Here is a 22,911-nt window from a genome sequence, read left to right on the forward strand (position 1 = left end):
CCGGTTGTGAACAGGATGAAAAATCATGTGAACAGGATGTTAAAACCCGGAAAAACCACGGGAAATCGTGCGAAAATCATTGCCCGGCGGGGCTTTTGGCGCGATGACGGGGCAAAGGGGCCGTGATGAAGACGTCCTATCATATCCTTGTCGTCGAAGATGATCCGGTGGGGCGGCAGACGCTGGCCGCCTATCTGGTGAAGGACAATCACCGCGTCAGCGAGGCGGGCGACGGCGAAGAGATGCGCCGCATCTTCGCGCGGGGCGATGTCGACGTGATCCTGCTCGACATCAACCTTCCGGGCGAGGACGGGCTGTCGCTTTTGCGCGAATTGCGGCGGCAATCCGAGGTGGGGGTGATCATGGTCACCTCGCGGCGCGAGGATGTGGACCGGATCGTGGCGCTGGAACTGGGCGCCGATGATTACGTGACCAAGCCCTACAACATGCGCGAGATCCTGCCGCGCACGCGCAATCTGGCGCGCCGAGTGACGGCGGCGCGGGTGGTGAAGGCGGATGAGTCGCGCAAGAGCTTCGAGGGCTGGACGCTTGACATCGCGCATTGGACGCTGAGCGACCCGGCGGGCGAGGCGGTGAAGATGACAAGGGCGGAATTCGAACTGCTGGCCACCTTCGTCACCCATCCGGGGCAGGTGCTGAGCCGCGATCAGCTGATGACGCATGTCAGCCGCCGCGGGCATGAAAGCTTCGATCGCACCATCGACGTGCTGGTGCGGCGGGTGCGCCGCAAGATCGAGCCCGATCCGGCCAAGCCCCGGCTGATCGTCACCGTGCACGGGCTGGGCTACGTGTTTTCGGCCTGAGCGGCACTGCCCTGACCGAGGCCATCGCCGAGGTCATGCGGACCAGAAGTCCCGTGACCGCCGGGGGCCCAAAGGCCCTCGGCCTGCGCCCGCCCCGCCATCGGCGGGCGCATTCGCGCCGCCGGGGCTGGGCGCAGGCCTCTGTCGTGCTTGGGGAAACGGTCTTGGCACAGGTGATGCGCCAGCGGGCGGGGAAAGGCAGTGCCTTTCCCGATCCGCCCGAAACCTGGGGACTCAGCCCGCGATTTCGGCCCAGATCGCCTCGACCAGCCCCACCGCCGAGCGGCACGACAGCACCAGATCGGCCACCGGCCCGGCCAGATCCGCACTGCGCCGCCCGGAGGCAGAGGCCAGCATCTCGGCCCGTTCGGCCTCCTCGGCCAGCGCGCGCAGCCCCACATGCCGCGCCGAGCTTTTCAGCCGATGCGCGATCATCGCCACCTCGTTCCAGCGCTCCGCCCCGACCGCCGTTTCCAGCGCCGCCGCAGTATGCCCCAGACTGGCCTTGAACGTGGCGACGATCCGCCCGGTCGGCCCCGTCCCCAGCGCCTCGGCATGGCCGCGCAGCACCGTCAGATCGACCAATCCCGCGCCCTGCCCCGCGCCGTCGTCCCGCAAAGGCCCGCCCGAGCCGACCGGCCGCGGCGAGGCAAAGCCGGTCAACCGGCGCAGCAGATCTTCCAGCCGGGCAAAGGCGAAGGGTTTCGCCAGAAAGCCGCCGATCCCCGCCGCCGCCAGCGCCGCCGCATCGACCGCGGGCCCATGCGCCGACAGCGCCGCGATCGGCAGCCGCGCAATCGCCGGATCGGCATGGGCGCGGATCGCCCGGCCCAGATCGAAGCCGCTCAGATCGGGCAGGTTGAGATCGGTCAGCACCAGATCGAACGCCTGCCCCGCCAGGGCCTGCAACGCCGCCTCGCCGGTCTCGGCCAGCCGCAGCTGATGCCCGGCCTGACGCAACAGCGTCTCGGTCACCAGCCGGTTCACCGCGTCATCCTCGACGATCAGCAACCGCAGCGCCTTCGCGGGCAGCGCCTGCGCCTTGGCCCGCGCCCGGGCGCAATCCGCCCCCTGCCGCGCCGCCAGATCAAGGGACACCGCCAGCCGGAAACAACTGCCCTCGCCCGGATGGCTTTCGACCGTCAGCTCCGCCCCCATCAGCTCGGCCAGCCTGCGCGAGATCGCCAGCCCCAGCCCGGTGCCGCCATGCTTGCGCTCGATCGAGCTGTCGGATTGGGTGAAGGGGCGGAAGATCTGCTCCAGCCGCTCGGACGCGATGCCCGGGCCGGTGTCGCGCACCGAAAACCGCACCAGCACCCGCCCCGGGCTGCGCGAGATCAGGTCAAGCCCGATCACCACCGCCCCCGCCTCGGTGAATTTCACCGCATTGCCCGCCAGATTGAGCAGGATCTGCCGCAGCTTCGCCGGATCGCCGCTGACGCAGGGCAGATCGGCCGGGGCATCGACATGCAGCACCAGCCCGGGCTTGCGCGCCACCAGCGGCTCGATCACCCGGGCGACCTCGGCCGTCACCTCGCCCAGCGGAAAATCCACCCGTTCCAGCATCATCCCGCCCGCCTCGATGCGGGAATAATCGAGGATCTCCGAGACGATCGAGGTCAGCACCCGGGCCGAGCGGTCGATCGCCTCGACATAGCCCGCCGCGCGCGGCGGCAAGTCGTCCTGCCGCAACAGCTCGACGATGCCGCCGATGGAATGGATGGGGGTGCGGATCTCGTGGCTCATCGTCGCCAGGAAATCGGTCTTCGCCCGGGCCAGCGCCTCGGCCTCCTCGCGGGCGCGGCGCTCGTCGGTGACATCGGTGAAGCTGATCACCGTGCCCAGAAACTTGCGCGACACATCCAGCATTTCCTGCGTCGAGACCGAGACCCAGCGCCGCCCGTCGATCGTGTCGATCTCGTGTTCGGGCAAAAGCGGGCCGATGCCGCGCGGATCAAGCCCGAACAGCCCCTGAAAGCTGCGCCGCGCCGCCGCGCCGTAATAGACCGAGCCGGGCACGACATCCTTCGACAAAAGCAGCGCCGCGGCATGGTTCATGTTCTCGATCGCGCCCTCGGCATCGATCAGGAAGACCGGGGTCTGGATGCTTTCGAAAATCGTCAGATACTTGTTCTTTTCGGTCACGACGCGCTGGTTTTCCGCCAGAAGCTGTTCCTGACCGGCATCGACGACACCGCGCCCCCATTGCGTGCAGATGCCGATTTCGGCGCGGTCGAAAAAGCCGCGCAACAGCCGCAGATACAGCGTCTCGGTCGCGGCGGGAAAGCCCGTCATCTGCACCAGCCGCAGATAGCTGTCACGGTAGCCCTTGAAATTGCTCAGAAACATCGCCAGCGGCACGCCGCGCAGCCCGTGCCTGCGGGCGACCTCGATGCCATAGGCGGTCGAGGGATCCCCGCCGATGTCGCTGTCGTAATCGGCCTCGGCGGCGCCGCGGGTTTCCAGCATCAGCGCGATGGCGCCATTGAGCCCCTGCACCGAGGCCCGCCAGGCCTCGGGCAGCGTCGAGACATGGGCATTGTAGCTGCGGGTGATCGAATAGGCGATGTGCATCTCGATCAGCCGGGTCTCGTTCGCCTGCAGGAACCGTGTCAGCGCGGTCAGATCGGCGCGGGCGGCCTCTTCCGCCGCCGGAGGGGCAAACTGGCCTTGATGTTCGGATATCATTCGCAACGTCCAGATCGTGGCACCCCTGCGGGCGCGTCTTCTTGTGCCGGTCCCCCGGCGCCAACCCCAAGCCACGGCCCAAGGGCCCGCATCATCGTCACGAAACAGCATCCCTGTTAGCGCAGACGGCGCCGCCCCGCCTTGATCGGGATCAAAGGCCCCGCTCGCAGCCGCGACAGGAGCGGCAATCCGCGCGGCCGCGGCGGAAACATCCTGTCCCCGGCCACTGGACAAGCCCCGCCATCCGTGCTTCCCTGCCCTTGCGACAGGGGCGTCCGGGCATCCGGGCTGAGAAGCACCCTTTGAACCTGAACCAGATCATGCTGGCGTAGGGAGTCCGCAACCGGTGTCGGACCCAGCGTCCGCCCGGCTTCGGTCTTCCGCGTCATGGGAGGACCGATGACCGAAACCGGATCGTTCGCAGCTGTGGGACAGCCGCTTGCGCAGATGCGGGCCACTGCGCCGCTTGTGCACAACATCACCAATTTCGTCGCGATGAACGTGATGGCGAATGTGCAGCTGGCCGTTGGGGCCTCGCCCGCGATGCTGCATGCTTTGCCCGAGGTGGCGGAATTTGCCGCGCTCTGCGGCGCGCTGACGGTGAATATCGGCACGGCGGATGCCGACTGGGCCGAAGGCATGGTGCAGGCGGCGCGGATGATGCACCGGCTGAACCGGCCCTGGGTGCTCGATCCGGTCGGCATCGGCGCGACGCAGTTCCGCAAGGATCTCTGCGCTAGGCTGCTCGATCTGCGCCCGACGGTGATCCGCGCCAATGCCTCGGAGATCCTGGCGCTGGCGGGGCTGGGCGGGCAGGCGCATGGCGTCGATGCGCGCGACACGGTCGCGGCGGCCGAGGTGGCGGCGGCGCAACTGGCCGCGCGGACGGGCGGCGTCGTCGCGGTCTCGGGGCCCGTCGATTACGTCACCGACGGGAGCCGCGCCTTCCGCATCGGCAATGGCCATGCGCTGATGCCGCAGGTGACGGCGCTCGGCTGTTCGCTCAACGGGGTGATCGGCGCCTTTCTGGTCGGGCAAAAGCCGCTTGAGGCCACGGTGGCGGCGCTGGCCTATTACGGTCTGGCGGGCGAGATCGCCGCAAGGGAGGCCAAGGGCCCGGGCAGTTTCGCCGTGGCCTTCCTTGACGCGCTGGCCAATCTGACGCCCGAGGCGCTGAGTGCCGGGGCAAAGGTGCGCGCGGCATGATCGGGCCCGTCTATGTCATCACCGACCCGGGGGCGGCGCTTTCCGTGCCCGATCAGGCCCGGGCCGCGGCCCGCGGCGGCGCCCGCGCGGTGCAGTTGCGCGACAAGACCGCCTCCGATGCAGATCTGCTGGCGCTCGCCCGGCAGCTGTTGCCCGAGATGCGGGCGCATGGGGTGAAGCTCTTCCTGAATGACCGGATCGAAGTGGCCATCGCCGCCGGGGCGGACGGGCTGCATATCGGGCAGGGCGACGGCGACCCCGTTGCCATCCGCGCCCGGATCGGGGCGGGGATGCTGCTGGGGCTCTCGATCGAGACCGAGGCGCAGGCCAGCCGCCTTCCCGGCTGCGTCGATTACATCGGCGCGGGGCCGGTGCGGGCGACGGCGACGAAACCCGATGCCGCCGCGCCCATAGGCTTTGACGGGCTGGCCCGGATCGCCCGGCTGGTCGCGGTGCCGACGCTCGCCATCGGCGGGCTGACCCGGGCCGACATTCCGGCGCTGAAAGCCGCGGGCGTGGCCGGGATGGCCGTCGTTTCCGCCGTCACCCGCGCCCCCGACGCCGAAGCCGCCTGCCGGGCACTCGTGCAGGACTGGAGGCCGCGATGATCCCCAACATTCTGTCGATTGCCGGCTCCGACCCCTCGGGCGGGGCGGGGATTCAGGCCGATCTGAAAGCGATTTCCGCCAATGGCGGCTATGCGATGGCGGCGCTGACCGCGCTGACGGCGCAAAACACCCGCGGCGTCACCGCCGTCGATCCGATCCGCCCCGCGATGGTCACGGCGCAGATCGCCGCGATCCGGGCCGATATCCGCATCGATGCGGTGAAAATCGGGATGCTGGGCGACAGCGCGATCATCGCCGCCGTGGCCGCCGCGCTCGAGGGGCTTTCGGCCCCCCTCGTCCTTGATCCGGTGATGGTGGCCAAGGGCGGCGACCGGCTTCTGGCGATGGATGCCGTCACCGCCCTGCGCCAGATCCTGCTGCCCCGCGCCGCGGTGATCACCCCGAACCTGCCCGAAGCGGCCGATCTTCTGGGCTGCGCCGTGGCGCAAGGCCGGGCCGAGATGGTCGCGCAGGCCCGCGGGCTTCGGGTGCTGGGCGCGCGGGCGGTCTATCTCAAGGGCGGGCATCTGCCCGGGGCCATCTGCCCCGATCTGCTGCTCGATGCCGCGGGCGAGGTCTGGTTCGAGGCGCCGCGGGTCGAGACGAAAAACACCCATGGCACCGGCTGCACCCTGTCTTCGGCCTGGGCGACGCAGCTGGCCCGCATCCCCGATCTGCGCCAGGCCGCCGCCGCCGCCCGCGCCTATACGCTGCGCGCCATCGCCGCGGCCGACCGGCTTTCGGTCGGACAAGGCCATGGCCCGCTGGATCATTTCTTTTCGATGAGGTCGTAAGATGAAACCGCTTCTGCTTGCCCTTTTGCTGCTGGCCCCCCGGGCCGAGGCCGCCGAGAGCCTCTCGGTCATGCTCGATTGGTTCGTGAACCCCGATCACGGGCCGATCATCGTCGCCGCCGAGCGCGGCTATTTCACCGAGGCCGGGCTGGACGTGACGCTGATCCCGCCCGCCGACCCGTCCGACCCGCCGAAGATGGCCGCCGCCGGGCAGGTCGATCTGGCGGTCAGCTACCAGCCGCAGCTGTATCTTCAGCATGCCGCGGGGCTGGGCCTGAAACGGGTCGGAACGCTGATCAATGCGCCGCTTTACTGCGTCATGGCCGATGCGGCGGGGCCGGTGCACACCATGGCCGATCTGCGCGGTCGCAAGGTCGGCTATTCGCTGGCGGGGATCGAGGCGGCGCTGATGCAGCGGATGCTGCGCCACAACGGCGTCGATCCCGCCGAGGTCGAGACGATCAACGTCAATTTCGCGCTGACCCCCGCGGTGGCGACGGGGCAGGTCGCGGCGGTCTCGGGGGCGTTTCGGAACTTCGAGCTGCATCAGATGGCGGCCGTCGGCCATCAGGGCCGCTGCTTCCTGCCCGAGGAAAACGGCGTGCCCGCCTATGACGAGCTGATCTATCTGGCCCGCGCCGATCTGGCGCATGATGACCGCATCGCCCGGTTTCTGGCCGCGACCGGCCGCGCCGCCGCCGAGATCGCCGCCGATCCGCAGGCGGGCTGGGACACGTTCCGCGCCCATGCGGCGGAACTGGATGACCCGCTGAACGCCAAGGCCTGGCCCGACACCTGGCCGCATTTCGCCCGCGATCCGGCGGCGCTGGATACAGCGCGCTACCGCGATTTCGGCGCCTTCCTGGTGGAAACCGGGCTGATTCCGACCGCCCCGCCGGTGGAGACGATCGCGGTGGGCAAATGACCGTTGCGATCGCGGGTCAGGTCTGGCTGGGCGGGCGCCCGCTTGTCGCCGCGCTTGATCTGCGGCTGACCCCCGGCTGGACCTGCCTTCTGGGGGCCTCCGGCGCCGGGAAGTCGACGCTTTTGCGGCTTTTGGCCGGGCTGCCCGTCGCGGCCCGGCTGGAGGGCACCCGGCAGGCGCCCGACCGCATCGGCTGGATGGCGCAGGCCGATCTGTTGCAGCCGCGGCTCTCGGTTCTGGGCAATCTGCGGCTGATGGCGCGGCTGCGCGGCGAGCCCCTGCCCCGCCCCCGGGCCGAGGCTTTGCTGGAGGCCGTCGGGCTGGCGGGCCGCGGTGCCGACCGGCCCGAGGCGCTGTCGGGCGGCGAGCGGCAGCGCCTTGCGCTGGCCCGGGTGCTGGCCGATGATGCCGCGCTTGTGGCGCTCGATGAACCCTTTTCCGCGCTTGATGTCCCCACCCGCGCCGCGATGCAGGATCTGGCGGCGGCCTGTCTTGCGGGCAAGACCGTGGTGATGGTGACCCATGATCCGACCGAGGCTCTGCGGCTGGGCGACCGGGTGTTGCTGCTGCAAGACGCCCTGCTGCACGAGATCCCGCCCCTGCCCGGGCCGCGTCCGGTGCCGCTTTCCGATCCGGGGCTGGCGCAGGCGGCGGCGGCGCTTCTGGCGCGGATGCGGCGGCCATGAGCGCGCGTATCTGGCCGGTTCTGGCGATTTTCGCGCTGTGGCAGGCGGTCTGCGCCGCGGCGCTGGTGCCCGCCTTCGTGCTGCCGCCGCCCTTGCGGGTGTTCGAAACGCTGTGGCACGAGCGCGGCCTGATCGGGCAGCACGCGCTGACCACCCTGGCCGAGACCGGCGCGGGGCTGGCGCTTGGCATCGGCCTGGGCGTCACGCTGGCACTGGCGATGGCGCTGGCGCCATGGCTGCAAAGGCTGATCGGCCCGGTGCTGGCGGGGGCGCAGGCGCTGCCGGTCTTCGTGCTGGCGCCGGTGCTGGTGCTGTGGCTGGGCTATGGGCTGGGGCCCAAGGTGGCGATGGTGGCGCTGCTGGTGGTCTTTCCCGTCGCCTCGGGGCTGCATGACGGGCTTTGCGCCACGCCCGCGGCGGTGCTCGATCTGGCGCGGATCGCCCGGGCGTCACGGCTGCGCACGCTGCTCTGGCTGCGGCTGCCGCATGCGCTGCCGCAGGGCGCCGCCGGGCTGCGCATCGCCGTCACCTATGCGCCCACCGGCGCGGTGATCGGCGAATGGGTGGGCGCGTCGCAGGGGCTCGGCTATCTGATGCTGATGGCGAACGCCCGGATGCGCATCGATCTGATGTTCGCGGCGCTTCTGGTCATTCTGGCGCTGACGCTGCTGCTGAACCGGCTGACCGACCGGGCGCTGGCGCGGGCGGGGCTGTGACCGCCCGCGCCGCGTTCATGCCATGCGCTGCGTGCGCTGGAACATCCGCATCGTCGTGCCGATCCCCTCCGAGAGCCGCATGATCGTTTCCAGCCGCAGCCGGATGTCGGAATGCGAGACATCGAGCTGGTCGATCGTCGCCGACAGCTGCGTGTTGGTGCCGCGCATCCGCCCGGTCTCCACCCGGCCCAGCACCCGGATCGTGTCGAGCCCCAGCATCTGACGGCGGATCTCGGCGCTGGCGCGGCCCAGCACCTCGGCATGGGCGATCGCCTGTTCCATCGCCGTGCCGGTGTCCTGCTGCGCCTGTGTCTCGATCGCGCGCAGGGTCTGGCGTTCCCGCGCCCAGTCGATCCCCGGCACCGGCGTCGCATCGGCGAAGTTCTGCCGCATCTCCGACAGCACCCGATGCGCCCCGATCAGGAACAGCGCCTTCGACGCCTGCCGGGACACCCGGTCGCACAGGTTGTCGGGCCCGGAGACGAAGCTGCGCAGCCGTTCCGAAATCACCTGCGAGGAGCTGCGGTAGTTTTCCGAAATCGCCGAGACCGGCCCGCCCGAGGGCTCCAGCCGCGAGGCGATGATACGCATGTTGTTGGGCACCGATTGCAGCGCCTCGAAGCTGCGCAAAAGGTTGCGCTGCTCGCGCGAGACCTCTTCGAGCGAGGTGTTCAGCGCGATCAGCTGCGCGGTGCGGGCATCGGCCGGACGGCCCAGCCGGGCATCGCGGGCCGCCAGCTCCTGCCCCATCGCCGCGGCCATGAAGCTCGTGTAGCTGGAATATCCGGCCGCGGCGGCAAAGTCGCGCAGCGCCCGGGCCCCCTCGGCCGGGTCGAGCCCCTCGGCGCGTTCGCGCTGCGCGATTTCGGCATAGATGTCGCGGACCCGGGCAAACAGCGGCGTCGAGGGTTTCATCCGCACCGACAGGAACCCGCCCGGCACCGGCAGCAGCACCGCGAAGACCCAGTAGTGATCGCCGTTGCGGGCGCGGTTCTTCACATAGCCGCCCACCGGATCGCCCCTGCCAAGCGCGGTCCACAGGATGCGGAACACCCCGCGCGGCGTGTCGGGATGGCGCACGACCTTGTGCGGGGCGCCCAGAAGGTCGCTCCAGCCAAAGCCGGAGACGCGCCGGAAGACCTCGTTGCCGGACAGGATCACGCCGCGGGGGTCGGTGCGCGAGAAGAAAAGCTCATGAAAGCCGAAATCGGCTTCTCCCTCCCGGGGGGGGGAGGTCGGACAGACTGCGTTCATCGGGGCTCTCGTTGAGTGGGAGGAGGGTCGAGTGCGGTGGGTGGTGCCCCAGCCTAACCGCGGGATCGTTAGCCAAAGATTGACAAGGCCCCTTGATCACAAAGGCGTTTTTCAACCCGGGCGGGCAGCGGCGGGCGATTGCGGGCAAAATCCTGCGTCACCGGGCGGTGCGGACAAAATGTCGCAGAAGCGCTGCGCAACGCCTGCGTGTGCAGGGATGCCGCCCCGAACGCCCCGCGCGAAATCGTCTCGGTCCTATCCTTTTGCGCCGTTGGAAACGCCGCATTAACGGGTTCCGGGTTTTGTGAGTCGCATCCACTCGAAGGGGTCCGTTCCCGATGTCCCTGACTGCCACGCCGCTCATCGCCCTGCTTGCCGCCTGCCCCGGCGCCGCTTTCGTCGTCTCGCGTCCGGGGCGGATTCTGGCCGCCAACGCCGAGGCCGACCGGGTCTTCGGCACGGCCCGGCCCGCCGTCGCGGGGACCGGGCTCTCCGGCCTGCGCCTGGCCGAGGTGATCCCCTGCGCGCTGGGACACCGGATCATGGCGGCGCTGCGACGCGACGGGGTCCGGGAGGCGACGCGGTTCCGGCTGGCGCTCGACCGGGTCGAGGGCAGCCCCCATGTCGTCGAGACGCTGGTCTGGCCCGCCACCGCCGAAACGACCGACGACACCGCGGCGCCTTGCGGGTCGGCGGGGCCGCTCTGGATCGTGCTGGTGCTTGACGTCGGCGCACAGGCCGCGGCGACGGGGGGCGGGCGGATCCTCTGCACCGGCCTTGCCGCGCTGCGCGCCACCGAGGAAGCCCGCCGCAAGGCCCGGGAAAGCGCGGAAATCCTGCGCATCTCGACCGAAAACAGCGATCTGGCGCCCTGGGTCCACCATCCCGGCCATGGCAGCGGCGAGCTGAGCCCGCATCTGGCGACGATGCTCGGCCGTCCGGCCAATCCGCCGCTGGATCTGGCCGCTCTGGCCGCGCTGATCCACCCCGAGGACAGCCTCCGGATGCGGCGGGCCTTCGTCGCGCTGACACGTGGGCGCAGCGACCGGTTCAGCCAGGACATGCGGCTGCGCCGCGCCGATGGCCAATGGGCCTGGTTCACCGCGCGCGGCTACCGGATGCCGCAGACGACGCCCTGCCAGCCGGTGACCCTGTGCGGCAGCCTGACCGACATCAGCGCCCGCAAGGCCGACGAGGCGCTGGTGGCCCGGACCCTTGCCGAAGCGCTGCACGCGCGCAGCCGCGCCCAGCAACGCGAGGAAATGCTGCGCACCTCCGGGCTTTGCGCCGGGATCGGGCATTTCTGCGCCAGCCCGCTGCAGGGCGAGGCCTGGACCCCCGACGAGACCTATCGGCTGTTCGGCTTCGAGCCGGGCGAATTCGCCGCCACCGATGCGGGCTGGCGCAGCCTGATCCATCCCGAGGATCTGCCCGCGGCGATCGCCGCGATGGAGGATCTGAAGGCCGGTAGCACGATGCTTTACGACCATGTCCACCGGCGCCAGCACAAGGACGGCAGCTATCACTGGTATCGCGCCGTCGCCCGCCGGGTCGAGCGCAGCGATCTGGGCCTGCCGCCGCTGGTCGCCGGGGCGCTGATCTGCGTCGATCAGGCCAAGGAAACCGAGATCCGGCTGGCCGATGCCGCCGATGCGGCGCGGCTGGCGCGCGAACGGCTCGACACCCTTGCCGACAATGCGCCGGGCGCGCTGTTCGAATGCCGGATGGCGGCCTCGGGGCAGATGATGCTGCCCTATTTCAGCGCCCGGCTGCCCGATCTGGCCGGGGTCTCCGGCTCCGAGATCCTGTGCGACGCCTGCGTCGTCTTCCGCCATGTGCCGCCGCAGCAGATGACACGGCTGTTGCGCCGCGCGATGACCGCCCTGCGCAGCGGCGCCGCGATCGAGATGCGGCTGTCGGTCCGCCATCCGCTGCGCGGCCTGCGCTGGGTCAGCGTCGCCGCCGCGCCCTTCCGCCGCGAGGATGCCTCGGTGTGCTGGTTCGGCCAGATCCTCGACGTCACCGAGAATGTCGAAACCGAAGCCCGGGCGGCGCTGGCCGCCGAGGCGGCGCTGAAAGCCCATGCCCGGCTCGCCTCGATCGCCGCGGTCGCCCCGGCCGGGCTTTACGAGATCGAGCGGTTCCCCGAGGGGGCGGCCACGATCCCCTATGCCAGCCCGCATTTCCGCAATCTGCTGGGCCTTGATCACCGCGACACGATCCGGCTGGGCGAGGGCGGCGGCGGCGCGCAGGAAGTCAAGCTGGACGACCTGCCCGCCTTCCTGACCCGGGATGCGGCCTCTCCGGTGCCGCCCGGCGGCGTGGCGCGGCGGTTCTGCATCCAGCATCCGCTGCGCGGCGCGGTCTGGCTGTCGAATTCGGCGACGGCCAAGCCGCAGCCCGATGGCACCGTGGTCTGGACCGGGGCGCTGCACGATGTCACCGGCGATGTCCGCCGCGAGGCCGAGCTGCATGCCGCCTATCGTCTGGCCGAGGACCGGCGGCAGGAAAACGAATGGCAGGCGCTGCATGACGGGCTGACCGGGCTGCCGAACCGGCGCTATTACGATCAGGTGCTGGCGAACCGGATCGAACAGGCGAAGGCGGGGGGCAAGTCGGGCTGCACGCTGATCCGCATCGATCTGGACCATTTCAAGCATGTGAACGACACGCTGGGCCATGATGCGGGCGATCTGGTGCTGTGCCGCGTCGCCGAGGTGCTGCGCGCCAGCCTGCGTCAGGGCGATTTCGCCGCCCGTCTTGGCGGCGACGAATTCTCGGTGATCCTGGCGCGCGGGCTGGGCCGCGAGGATGCCGGGGCGCTGATCCGGCGGGTTCAGGACCGGCTCGTCGAGCCGCTGATGTTCGCCGGGCGGCAATGCCGTTTCGGCGCCTCTTTCGGCATCGCCGAGGCCGAGGATCTGGCCAGCACCGGCCCCGAGATCCAGTTCTTCGCCGATGCCGCGCTGTATCGGGCCAAGGAAACCGGCCGCAACCGGATGGAATTCTTCACCCCCGAGCTGCATCAGAACCTGCGCCGCGACCGCGAACTGGCCGCCGAGATCCAGGAGGGGCTCGACCGCGACGAATTCGAACCGTTCTTTCAGGCGCAGGTTTCGGCCCGCGATCACCGTCTGACCGGGGTCGAGACGCTGCTGCGCTGGCGCCATCCCGAACGCGGCCTGCTGACGCCCCACGCCTTCATGCATGTGGCCGAACAGCTGCGTCTGGTGCCCGAGATCGACCGCGTGGTGATGGAACGGTCGCGCGAATCGCTGGCCTTCTGGCGCGAGCGCGGGCTGATCGTGCCGAAGATCAGCTTCAACGTCTCCTCGGGGCGGATGCACGATCCCGATGTGGTGAAGGCGGCGCAGACGATCGCACGCGGCGAGACGCGGGTGACCTTCGAGCTGCTCGAATCGATCCTGGTCGAGGATGAAAGCGATCTCTTCCGCTTCCATCTCGACGCGATCCGCGAAGCGGGCATCGACATCGAGATCGACGATTTCGGCTCGGGCCATGCCTCGATCATCGGCTTGATGCAGATCGGCCCCTCGGCGCTGAAGATCGACCGCCGCATCGTCGAGCCGCTGGGCCGCGATCCGCAGGCCCGCCATCTGGTGCGCGCGATCATCGAAATCGCCGAGACGCTGGGCACCGCCACCGTGGCCGAGGGCGTCGAAACCGAGGCCCAGGCCGAGATCCTGCGCGATCTGGGCTGCGACGTGCTGCAGGGCTTCCTGTTCTCGGTGCCACTCTCGGCGCCCGATTTCGTCGCGTTCTGGCAGCGCCACCGCAAGCGGCTGCCCGCCTGAACCCGGCTCAGACGGGCTCGTCGCGCCCGCGTCCGAAGCCTGCGGGGAAGGTCAGCACATTGCCGCGCGACGGCGGATGGGCCTCGGCATGCCAGGCTTCCTGCGCGCGCAAGAGCCGGGTTTCGACCTCGTCCAGCCCCTGACTGTGGCAATAGCGGGCCAGCTCGTCGATCACCTCGCCCAGCCAGCGGTCCTGCTGATCCTCTGCCAGCACGTGACTGCGCGGCCCGCATTGCGCCACCAGCGCCACCCGCGCCGCCTGCAGCCCGGCCGCGGTCGATCGCAGCGACTGGATTTCGCAATGCGCGATCAGATCGTCCAGAATCGGCAACAGCCACCCATGATCTTCAAACATCGGGACAAAACACCTTCCACCATCTGCCCGCAGCTTCCCCCGGTTTCGCGCTTCGGGCAACCCTGAACCGACACGCCGGTCGATGCGACGGCCGCGCCACCGCCTTGGGGAAGTGGTTGAAATGCTGCGATGTTTGGCGGCACGGATAATGAATTTACAGAATTGACCACCAAAGTGATAACATCTTTACAGTTTTCCCTTTTTATTTTAAGGGTTTACATGCGCCATCACGTTCTGTTTACAATATCCCCGAGGAACGGGGCCAGGGCTTCGCCCGGCGCCGACGGCGACAGCCGCATGCCGTCAGAGAGGGAGGGACAGATGGGGAAGCAGGAACAGGTGGTCGCAGCGCCCGAGATGCGGGAGGTTCCGGCGGGGTTTGAGTCTGCGCATGCGAATGGCGCGAAATACCTCGAGATGTATCGGGAATCGCTCGAGAATCCGGATGCGTTCTGGGGGCGCGAGGGCAAGCGGCTCGACTGGATCACGCCCTATACCAAGGTCAAGAATACCGATTTCACCTTCGGCAAGGTCTCGATCAAATGGTTCGAGGATGGGGTGCTGAACGCGTCCGTGAACTGCATCGACCGGCATCTGCGCGACCGCGCGCTGCAAACCGCGATCATCTTCGAGCCCGATGACCCGAAGGAACCGGCCCGCCACATCACCTACAAGGAGCTCTCCGAAAAGGTGAACCGGATGGCGAATGTGCTGCTGTCCCAGGGCATCATGCGCGGCGACCGGGTGGTGATCTATCTGCCGATGATCCCGGAGGCGGCCTATGCGATGCTGGCCTGCGCCCGGATCGGCGCGATCCATTCCATTGTTTTCGCGGGCTTTTCGCCCGATGCGCTGGCGAACCGGATCAATGATTGCGGCGCCAAGTTGGTGATCACCGCCGACACCGCGCCGCGCGGCGGGCGGCGCACGCCGCTGAAAGCGAACACCGATGCGGCGCTCTTGCACTGCTCGGACAAGGTGCGCTGCCTGGTGGTCAAGCACACCGGCGATCAGATCAGCTGGGTGCATGGCCGCGATGTCGACCTTTTGTACCTGATGGAGCACGTCAGCCCGGAATGCCCGCCCCGCCCGATGAATGCGGAAGATCCGCTCTTCATCCTCTACACCTCGGGCTCGACCGGCAAACCCAAAGGCGTCGTGCATACGACCGGCGGCTACCTCGTCTATGCCGCGATGACGCACCAATACACGTTTGATTACAAGGACGGCGACGTGTTCTGGTGCACCGCCGATGTGGGCTGGGTGACGGGGCACAGCTACATCATCTACGGGCCCTTGGCGAATGGCGCGACGACCTTGATGTTCGAGGGCGTGCCGACCTTCCCCGATGCGGGGCGGTTCTGGGCGGTGTGCGAAAAGCACAAGGTCAATCAGTTCTACACCGCGCCGACGGCGATCCGCGCGCTGATGGGTCAGGGCCCGGAATGGGTTGAGAAATATGACCTTTCCTCGCTTCGGGTGCTGGGGTCTGTGGGCGAGCCGATCAACCCCGAGGCCTGGGTCTGGTACGACAAATATGTCGGAAAAGGGAAATGTCCGATCGTCGACACCTTCTGGCAGACCGAGACCGGCGGGCACATGATCACGCCCTTGCCCGGCGCGACACCGACGAAACCGGGCTCGGCGACGAACCCGTTCTTTGGCGTCAAGCCGGTGGTGCTGGACCCGCAGACCGCGGTGCGGATCGGCGAGGTCGAATGCGAGGGGGTGCTCTGCATTTCCGACAGCTGGCCCGGGCAGATGCGGACGGTCTGGGGCGATCACGACCGCTTCCAGGAGACCTATTTCGGCCAGTATCGCGGCTATTACTTCACCGGCGACGGCTGTCGGCGCGACAAGGACGGCTATTACTGGATCACCGGCCGGGTCGATGACGTGATCAACGTCTCGGGGCACCGGATGGGCACGGCCGAGGTGGAATCGGCGCTCGTCGCGCATCCGCAGGTGGCCGAGGCGGCGGTGGTGGGCTATCCGCATGACATCAAGGGCCAGGGCATCTACGCCTATGTGACCCTGATGAACGGGATCGAGCCCAGCGAGGATCTGCGCAAGGATCTGGTCAAGTGGGTGCGCACCGAGATCGGTCCGATCGCCTCGCCCGATCTGATCCAATGGGCGCCGGGCCTGCCGAAGACGCGCTCGGGCAAGATCATGCGCCGGATCCTGCGCAAGATCGCCGAGAACGACTATGGCGCGCTTGGCGACATCTCGACGCTGGCCGATCCGGGCGTGGTGCAGGAGCTGATCGACAACCGGATGAACCGGGCCTGACCGGAGGCGGGGGGCGCCGCCCCCCGACTTGCCCGCGCCACCTCTCCCCCCGGGAGATTTGCGCCAGGGTGAACGGGCAAAAGTCTGTGCTTTTTCCTGGCGCAACTACGCCACGGGGGTGCGGGGGTGTGAAACCCCCGCCGCTACGGGCGGGTCAAGAGCAACGGCCGGGGCAACACGGCCAAACCGCGCCGCGCAAGCCGGAGCGGACGACTTCAACGAGGAGGAAAACACATGCAAGACACGATGCTGGAACGCATCGCCAGGAGCCCGGCCTACCACGCGCTGAAGACAAAGCGCTTGCGGTTCGGCTGGCTGCTCACCATCGCGATGCTGCTGGTCTATTACGGCTTCATCACCGTCATCGCCTTTCGCAAGGACCTTCTGGCCGTGCCGATGGGCGAGGGGGTGATGACCTGGGGGATCCCGGTCGGCTTCGGGGTGATCCTGTTCACCATCGTGGTGACGGCGATCTACGTCTTCCGCGCCAACAGCGACTATGACGAGCTGACCGCCCAGGTGAAGCGCGAGGTGCTGAAATGAGCCCGGTCACGACCTTCACCCGCCTTGCGGCGGTCTCGGCGCTGAGCCTGACGCCCGGCCTTGCCCTTGCGGCGGGCGCGATCGAGGGGGCGGTGCAAAAGCAGCCCACGAACTGGACCGCGATCGCGATGTTCGGCTTTTTCGTGGTGGCGACGCTGTTCATCACGAAATGGGCGGCCGGGCGGACGAAATCGGCGGCCGATTTCTACACCGCGGGCGGCGGCATCACCGGCTTTCAGAACGGGCTGGCGATCGCGGGCGATTACATGTCGGCGGCGTCCTTTCTGGGGATTTCGGCGGCGGTGATGCTGCAGGGCTATGACGGGCTGATCTATTCGATCGGCTTTCTGGTCGGCTGGCCGATCCTGACCTTCCTGATGGCCGAGCGGCTGCGCAACCTTGGCAAGTTCACCTTCGCCGATGTGGCGGCCTTCCCGTTCGCGCAGACGCCGGTGCGGGTCTTTGCGGCGATGTCGACGCTGGTCGTCGTGGCCTTTTACCTGATCGCCCAGATGGTGGGCGCGGGGCAGCTGATCAAGCTGCTGTTCGGGCTGGAATATCTTTATGCGGTGATCGTCGTCGGCATCCTGATGATGGTCTATGTGCTGTTTGGCGGCATGACCGCGACGACCTGGGTGCAGATCATCAAGGCCTGTCTGCTGCTGGGCGGGGCCAGCTTCATGGCGCTGATGGTGATGGTGCATTACGGCTTCAGCCTGGAAAGCCTGTTTGCGGACTCGGTCAAGGTGAAGACCGATCTGGCGCTGGCGGCGGGCAAGACCCCCGAGGAGGCGGCGGCTGCGGGGATCTCGATCATGGGGCCGGGCACCTTCGTGAAAGACCCGATCTCGGCGATTTCCTTCGGCATGGCGCTGATGTTCGGCACCGCCGGTCTGCCGCATATCCTGATGCGCTTCTTCACCGTGCCTTCGGCCAAGGAAGCGCGCAAGTCGGTGATGTGGGCGACGGTCTGGATCGGCTATTTCTACATGCTGACCTTCATCATCGGCTTTGGCGCCATCGTCTATGTCCTGACCAACCCGGGTCTGGTCAGCTATGATGCCAAGGGCGCGCTGACGCTGGTGGGCGGCAACAACATGGCGGCGATCCATCTGGCGCAGGCGGTGGGCGGCAACATCTTCCTCGGCTTCATCTCGGCGGTGGCCTTTGCCACGATCCTGGCCGTGGTCGCCGGTCTGACGCTCTCGGGCGCCTCGGCGGTGTCGCATGACCTTTATTCGACCGTGTTCAAGAACGGCAAGGCCGACAGCGCCTCGGAGCTGCGGGTCTCGCGCATCACCACGATCTGCCTTGGCATCGTCGCGGTGGTTCTGGGTCTGGCGTTTGAAAAGCAGAACATCGCCTTCATGGTGTCGCTGGCCTTTGCCATCGCCGCTTCGGCGAACTTCCCGGTGCTCTTCATGTCGCTTCTGTGGAAGGGCATGACGACGCGCGGCGCGGTGATCGGCGGTTCCCTCGGGCTGATCAGCTCGGTGGCGCTGACCGTGATCTCGCCCTCGGTCTGGGAGGCCACGCTCGGCTTTGAAAAGGGCTCGGCGCCCTTCCCCTATACCTCGCCCGCGCTCTTCTCGATGGTGCTGGGCTTTGCGGGGATCTGGCTCTTTTCGATCACCGACAAGAGCCGGCGCGGCGATCAGGACCGGGACGGCTATCTGGCGCAGGAGATCCGTTCGGAAACCGGCATCGGCGCCGCCGAAGCCTCGGCGCATTGATCCGGCGGCGGGCGGGGTCCTCCCCGCCCGTTCCCCCGCCTTCACGGGCCCCGCCTGCACAGGAGAGATCATGGAACCCGACCGTCAGGCCGTCCTTGCCTTTCTGGAAACCGTCCATCCCTATGATACCCTGCCGCGTGACGAGCTGGCCGAGGTGGCCCGTTCCTTTCGCCGCATGGAATTTTGCGCCCAGGCGCTGATCTATGTGCATCAGACGCCCCTGGGCGGGCTTTACCTGATCAAGCAGGGCGCGGTGGAAATCACCGACGGCAATGGCGGGCTGGTCTCGCTTCTGGGTCCGCGCAATTCCTTTGGCGAGCGCGGTCTTCTGCGCGACGGGCTGGCCGCGACCCAGGCGCGGGCGACGGCGCAGACGGTCTGCCTTGTGCTGCCCACCCCCAGCTTCAAGCGGCTGATCGAGACCTATCCGGCGTTCGAGCGCTTCTTCAACAGGAAGCGCGGCGAGAAGGTCTCGACCGAGATCGCGACGCAGAAAGTGGCCGATCTGATCGCGCGCAAGCCGCTTGCCTGCGCGCCCGACACCCCCGCGATCGCGGCGGCGCAGCAGATGCGCGCGGCGCATGTTTCCTCGCTCGGCGTCGTCGCGGCGGACGGGACGCTTTTGGGCATCGTCACCCAGCGCGATCTGTCGAACAAGATCCTGGCCGAGGGGCAAGCGCCCGAAACCCCGGTGGCGGCGGTGATGACGGCGGATCCGGTCAGCCTGCCGCCCACCGCGCTCGGCTCCGACATCCTGCATATCATGCTGGAGCGGCGCATCGGCCATCTGCCGATCACCGAGGCGGGGCGTTTCGTCGGCATGATCACCCAGACCGATCTGACGCGGTTTCAGGCGGTCTCGGCGGCGGTGCTCATTCGCGACGTGGTCTCGGCCGAGACCCTGGCCGAGATGGCCGCGGTCACCGCGCGGATCCCGCAGCTGCTGGTGCAGCTTGTCGGCGCGCATCACGCCCATGACGTGGTGACGCGGCTGATCACCGACATCGCCGATGCGGTGACGCGCAGGCTTCTGGTGATGGCCGAACGCGATCTCGGGCCGCCGCCGGTGCCCTATCTCTGGCTCGCCTGCGGCTCTCAGGGGCGGCAGGAACAGACTGGCGTGTCCGATCAGGACAATTGCCTGATTTTGGATGATGCGGCAAAGCCCGAAGACATGGAGTATTTCCGCGCTTTGGCGAAGATCGTCTGCGACGGGCTTGACGCCTGCGGTTACGTGCATTGCCCGGGCGAGATGATGGCCACGGCCGCGCGCTGGTGCCAGCCGCTCGGGGTCTGGCGGCGCTATTTCCACGACTGGATCGACACGCCGAACCCCGAGGCGCAGATGCTGGCCTCGGTGATGTTCGATCTGCGCCCGATCGGCGGCACTGGCGCCGATCTCTTCACCGCGCTGCAGGAAGAAACCCTGCGGCTGGCGGCGCAAAGCCCGATCTTCATCGCGCATATGCTGGGCAATGCGCTCAAGCACACGCCGCCTCTGGGCCTCTTGCGCGGCTTTGCCACGATCCGCTCGGGCGAGCACCGCAACCACATCGATCTGAAGATGAACGGGGTGGTGCCGGTGATCGATCTGGCGCGGGTGCAGGCGCTGCGCGGGCGGCTTGGTCTCGCCAATACCCGCGCCCGGCTGAAGGCCGCCGAGGAGGCCGGGACGATCGCCCCCGGCGAGGCGCGCGATCTGATCGAGGCCTATGACCTGATCGCGACGACGCGGCTGGAAAACCAGGCCCGGCTGATCCGCTCCGGGCGGGCGCCGGACAATTTCCTCGCGCCCTCGGATCTGAGCGATTTCGAACGCGCGCATCTGCGCGACGCTTTCGTGGTGGTGCGCACGATGCAATCGGCGCTGGGTCATGGCAAGGCCGTGGTGGGCTGACATGCAGCGGGCGGAGAGGCGGCGGGCAGAGATGGCCCCCGCGCGGGAGGACGGAATGACCGGGGAAAGCGGCGGCAGGCCGCGCGTGCTGATCGTCGAGGACGAGGACAACATCGCCATTGCGCTTGATTATCTTCTGGGCCGCGAGGGGCTGGATCATGCGCGGCTGGCCACCGGGCTGGGCGCGGTCGAGCGCATCCGCGCCGAGCGCCCCGATCTGGTGCTGCTCGACGTGATGCTGCCCGAGGTCTCGGGCTACGAGATCTGCCAGCAGGTCCGGGCCGATGGCGCGCTGGCCGGGGTGCGGATCGTGATGATGACGGCGCGCGGCTCGGCGCTGGAGCGGCGCAAGGCGCTGGCGCTTGGCGCCGACGGGTTCATCGCCAAACCCTTCGAGCTGAAGGAGCTGCGCGACGAATTGCACCGGCTGCTGGACCCGGAGGGGGCGTGATGGGGCTGGCCCGGCTCAGCCTGCGCCTCCGGATCTTCCTGTTCTTCGCCGCGCTGGCGATGGGCAATCTTGCGGCGCTGGTCGCGGGGCTGGTCTTCGGCTTTCACAAGCTCGCCCGGCCCGAGGCGCTTTCGGGCTTCGTGATCGGCGGCACCGTGGCGGGGCTGGTCATCCTGGGCCTGATCGGGGTGGTCTGGGCGCTGTTCGACGCCAATCTGGCGCGGCCGATCGAGCGGCTGGCGGGCTCGATCCGGGCGCGCACCCAGACCGCGGTCGACAGCGCGCTGGATGAAAGCGCGGGGCGCTATCTGGGCGATCTGGCCCCGGCGGCGGCGGCGATCGCGCAGCATCTGAACGAGACCCGCTCGGCGCTGACCGAGGCGGTGCAGCGCGAGACCACCCGGCTTGCCCGCGAAAAGGACCGGCTGGAGACGCTGCTGTCGGACGTGCCGGTGGGGGTGCTTTTGTGCACCGCCGATCATGCCCTGGTCTTTTACAACGGTCAGGCGGTCGATCTGCTGGGCGGGGCGCATGCGCCGGGGCTCGACCGGCGGGTCTTCGACTATCTGCACCCGGCGCCGATCCGCCATGCCCATGCGCGGCTTCTGGCGACGGCCGATCCCGATGCCGCCTCGGATCTTCTGTGCGCGACGGTGGCCGATGGCCGCACGCTCGCCGCGCGGATGCGGCTGATCTCGGAGGGGGAGGATCATCAGGTGCGGCGCCTGGCGGGCTATGTGCTGACCTTGCGCGATGTCTCGGCCGATCTGCGCGCCCATGCCGGGCGCGAGGCGCTGATGGACGAGCTGTTCGACCGCATCCGCCGTCCGGCCGCGGCGCTGCAATCGCTGATGGGCGTGCTGATCGCCGAGGACGGGCCCGCCGATCCGCAGGCCCGCGCGCAGCTGCGCGAGGCCGCCCGGGCCGAGGCGGGCCATCTTGCGCAGGCGATCCACAGCCTGCACGACCGCCACGAGGCGATGCGGGCCGACTGGTGGCCGCTTGCGATGATCCGCGCCTCGGATTTCGGCGCCGCCGTGCAGGCCCGCGTCGCGGCCGAGGGGGCGGGCGATCTGCTGCCGGTGACCGCGGCCCTGCTGCTGCGGCTGGAGGGCTTCGAGATGGTGGCGCTGATCGCGCATCTGGTGCGCCGTCTGGGCCCGGGCCGGGCCGAGAAGCGGCTGGAGGTGCTTGAAGACGGCGCGGGGGCGCTGATCGCGCTCGAATGGCGCGGCGCGGCGGTGGCGATTGCCGATCTGGAGCTGTGGCTCTCCGAGCCGCTGGATGTGGGCCAGGCCGAGGTGACCGGGCGGCGGGTGCTCTCGGTCCATGCGACCGATCTGTGGCCCGAGCGGCTGCACGAGGGGCGGCACCGGCTCTGCCTGCCGCTGCGCGAGGCACGCCGGATCGGCCCGGATCCCCATCCGGTGCCCCGTCCGGTGCCGCGCCAGGTGGTCTATGACTTTGATCTGCTGGGGCGGGGCGGCGAAAGCGCGCTGGCCGAAACCCCGCTCGACAAGCTGACCTTCGTCGTCTTCGACACCGAGACGACGGGGCTCTTTCCCACCGGCGGCGACGAGATCGTGCAGATCGCGGCGGTGCGGATCGTCAACGGGCGGCGGGTGGCGGGCGAGGTCTTTGACACGCTCGTGAACCCGGGGCGGCCGATCCCGGCGGCCTCGACGGCGGTTCACGGCATCACCGAGGCGATGGTGGCAACCGCGCCCGCGATCGCCGAGGTCGGGCGGCGGTTCCACAAATTCGCCGAGGGCGCGGTGCTGGTCGCCCATAACGCGCCCTTCGATCTGGAATTCCTGCGCCGCAAGGAATTGCTGATCGGCAAGAATTTCGACAATCCGGTGCTCGACACGGTGCTTTTGTCGGCGGTGGTCTTCGGCGCCGCCGAGGGCCACAGCCTGGACGCGCTGACGCATCGGCTGGGCATCACCATCCCCGAGGAAGCCCGCCACACCGCGCTTGGCGACACGGTCGCCACGGCCGAGGCCTTCCTGCGCCTGCTGCCCGCCCTCAAGGCCCGCGGCCTGACCACCTTCGGCGCCGTCCTCACCGAAGTCCGAAAACACCGCCGCCTCATGCGCGACATGAACGCCTGAAACGGGGCGC

The 22,911-nt window shown here is 68.6% G+C and carries 17 protein-coding genes and 1 riboswitch; of the genes, 14 read left to right on the plus strand and 3 right to left on the minus strand.

Annotated elements, in window-relative coordinates; translation table 11 throughout:
- Positions 1–125 precede the first annotated feature (125 nt).
- Entirely contained in the window at positions 126–824 is a 699-nt protein-coding gene (gene dorR / locus RCAP_RS14100) for a two-component system response regulator DorR (protein ID WP_013068555.1), read from the plus strand.
- A gap of 234 nt (positions 825–1,058) precedes the next feature.
- Here dorR and RCAP_RS14105 read toward each other — a convergent pair whose 3' ends face one another.
- Positions 1,059–3,512, minus strand: a complete 2,454-nt coding sequence (locus RCAP_RS14105; RefSeq protein WP_013068556.1) for an ATP-binding protein — start codon at positions 3,510–3,512, stop codon at positions 1,059–1,061.
- A gap of 257 nt (positions 3,513–3,769) precedes the next feature.
- A riboswitch (TPP riboswitch) is annotated at positions 3,770–3,865 on the plus strand.
- A 46-nt stretch (positions 3,866–3,911) separates the two neighbouring features.
- On the opposite strand from RCAP_RS14105, the gene thiM reads away from it, so the two are divergent.
- From thiM to RCAP_RS14135, 6 genes are read left to right on the plus strand one after another with little or no spacing between them, the layout of a single operon-like run.
- A complete protein-coding gene (gene thiM, locus RCAP_RS14110; protein WP_013068557.1) occupies positions 3,912–4,718 on the plus strand; it encodes a hydroxyethylthiazole kinase in 807 nt (268 codons plus the stop codon).
- Positions 4,715–5,326, plus strand: a complete 612-nt coding sequence (gene thiE, locus RCAP_RS14115; protein ID WP_013068558.1) for a thiamine phosphate synthase — start codon at positions 4,715–4,717, stop codon at positions 5,324–5,326. Before thiM ends, thiE begins: the two co-directional genes overlap by 4 nt.
- A complete protein-coding gene (gene thiD, locus RCAP_RS14120) occupies positions 5,323–6,120 on the plus strand; it encodes a bifunctional hydroxymethylpyrimidine kinase/phosphomethylpyrimidine kinase (protein WP_013068559.1) in 798 nt (265 codons plus the stop codon). The genes thiE and thiD overlap by 4 nt, the downstream gene beginning before the upstream one ends.
- A 1-nt stretch (position 6,121) precedes the next feature.
- On the plus strand, positions 6,122–7,045 hold the full coding sequence (locus RCAP_RS14125; protein WP_013068560.1) for an ABC transporter substrate-binding protein: 924 nt from the start codon (positions 6,122–6,124) through the stop codon (positions 7,043–7,045).
- Positions 7,042–7,731 carry an ATP-binding cassette domain-containing protein gene (locus tag RCAP_RS14130; protein ID WP_013068561.1) on the plus strand — a complete coding sequence of 230 codons (690 nt, stop codon included), beginning with the start codon at positions 7,042–7,044 and terminating at the stop codon, positions 7,729–7,731. Before RCAP_RS14125 ends, RCAP_RS14130 begins: the two co-directional genes overlap by 4 nt.
- Positions 7,728–8,447 carry an ABC transporter permease gene (locus tag RCAP_RS14135; RefSeq protein WP_013068562.1) on the plus strand — a complete coding sequence of 240 codons (720 nt, stop codon included), beginning with the start codon at positions 7,728–7,730 and terminating at the stop codon, positions 8,445–8,447. Before RCAP_RS14130 ends, RCAP_RS14135 begins: the two co-directional genes overlap by 4 nt.
- Before the next feature lie 15 nt (positions 8,448–8,462).
- On the opposite strand, the gene RCAP_RS14140 is transcribed toward RCAP_RS14135, so the two are convergent.
- Positions 8,463–9,701, minus strand: coding sequence for a PAS domain-containing protein (locus tag RCAP_RS14140; protein ID WP_013068563.1), 1,239 nt, complete (start codon positions 9,699–9,701; stop codon positions 8,463–8,465).
- 338 nt (positions 9,702–10,039) lie between these two features.
- Between RCAP_RS14140 and RCAP_RS18625 the strand changes: the two genes are divergently transcribed.
- Positions 10,040–13,516, plus strand: coding sequence for an EAL domain-containing protein (locus RCAP_RS18625; RefSeq protein ID WP_013068564.1), 3,477 nt, complete (start codon positions 10,040–10,042; stop codon positions 13,514–13,516).
- A gap of 7 nt (positions 13,517–13,523) precedes the next feature.
- Here RCAP_RS18625 and RCAP_RS14150 read toward each other — a convergent pair whose 3' ends face one another.
- On the minus strand, positions 13,524–13,871 hold the full coding sequence (locus RCAP_RS14150; protein WP_013068565.1) for a hypothetical protein: 348 nt from the start codon (positions 13,869–13,871) through the stop codon (positions 13,524–13,526).
- Between the two features lie 357 nt (positions 13,872–14,228).
- Here RCAP_RS14150 and acs point away from each other — a divergent pair, with 357 nt between their 5' ends.
- From acs to RCAP_RS14180, 6 genes are all read left to right on the plus strand, one after another.
- Entirely contained in the window at positions 14,229–16,163 is a 1,935-nt protein-coding gene (gene acs, locus RCAP_RS14155) for an acetate--CoA ligase (protein WP_044033724.1), read from the plus strand.
- A 234-nt stretch (positions 16,164–16,397) separates the two neighbouring features.
- Entirely contained in the window at positions 16,398–16,706 is a 309-nt protein-coding gene (locus RCAP_RS14160; RefSeq protein WP_013067834.1) for a DUF485 domain-containing protein, read from the plus strand.
- Entirely contained in the window at positions 16,703–18,439 is a 1,737-nt protein-coding gene (locus RCAP_RS14165; protein ID WP_013067833.1) for a cation acetate symporter, read from the plus strand. Before RCAP_RS14160 ends, RCAP_RS14165 begins: the two co-directional genes overlap by 4 nt.
- Positions 18,440–18,509: 70 nt before the next feature.
- Positions 18,510–20,336, plus strand: coding sequence for a DUF294 nucleotidyltransferase-like domain-containing protein (locus RCAP_RS14170; protein ID WP_013067832.1), 1,827 nt, complete (start codon positions 18,510–18,512; stop codon positions 20,334–20,336).
- Positions 20,337–20,391: 55 nt separating this feature from the next.
- The gene (locus RCAP_RS14175) at positions 20,392–20,787 is read left to right on the plus strand and encodes a response regulator transcription factor (RefSeq protein WP_013067831.1); all 396 of its coding nucleotides are present in this window, start codon (positions 20,392–20,394) and stop codon (positions 20,785–20,787) included.
- The gene (locus RCAP_RS14180; protein WP_013068567.1) at positions 20,787–22,901 is read left to right on the plus strand and encodes a 3'-5' exonuclease; all 2,115 of its coding nucleotides are present in this window, start codon (positions 20,787–20,789) and stop codon (positions 22,899–22,901) included. Before RCAP_RS14175 ends, RCAP_RS14180 begins: the two co-directional genes overlap by 1 nt.
- Positions 22,902–22,911: the final 10 nt, after the last annotated feature.

It is taken from the genome of Rhodobacter capsulatus SB 1003, from assembly GCF_000021865.1.
Classification (GTDB): domain Bacteria; phylum Pseudomonadota; class Alphaproteobacteria; order Rhodobacterales; family Rhodobacteraceae; genus Rhodobacter; species Rhodobacter capsulatus_B.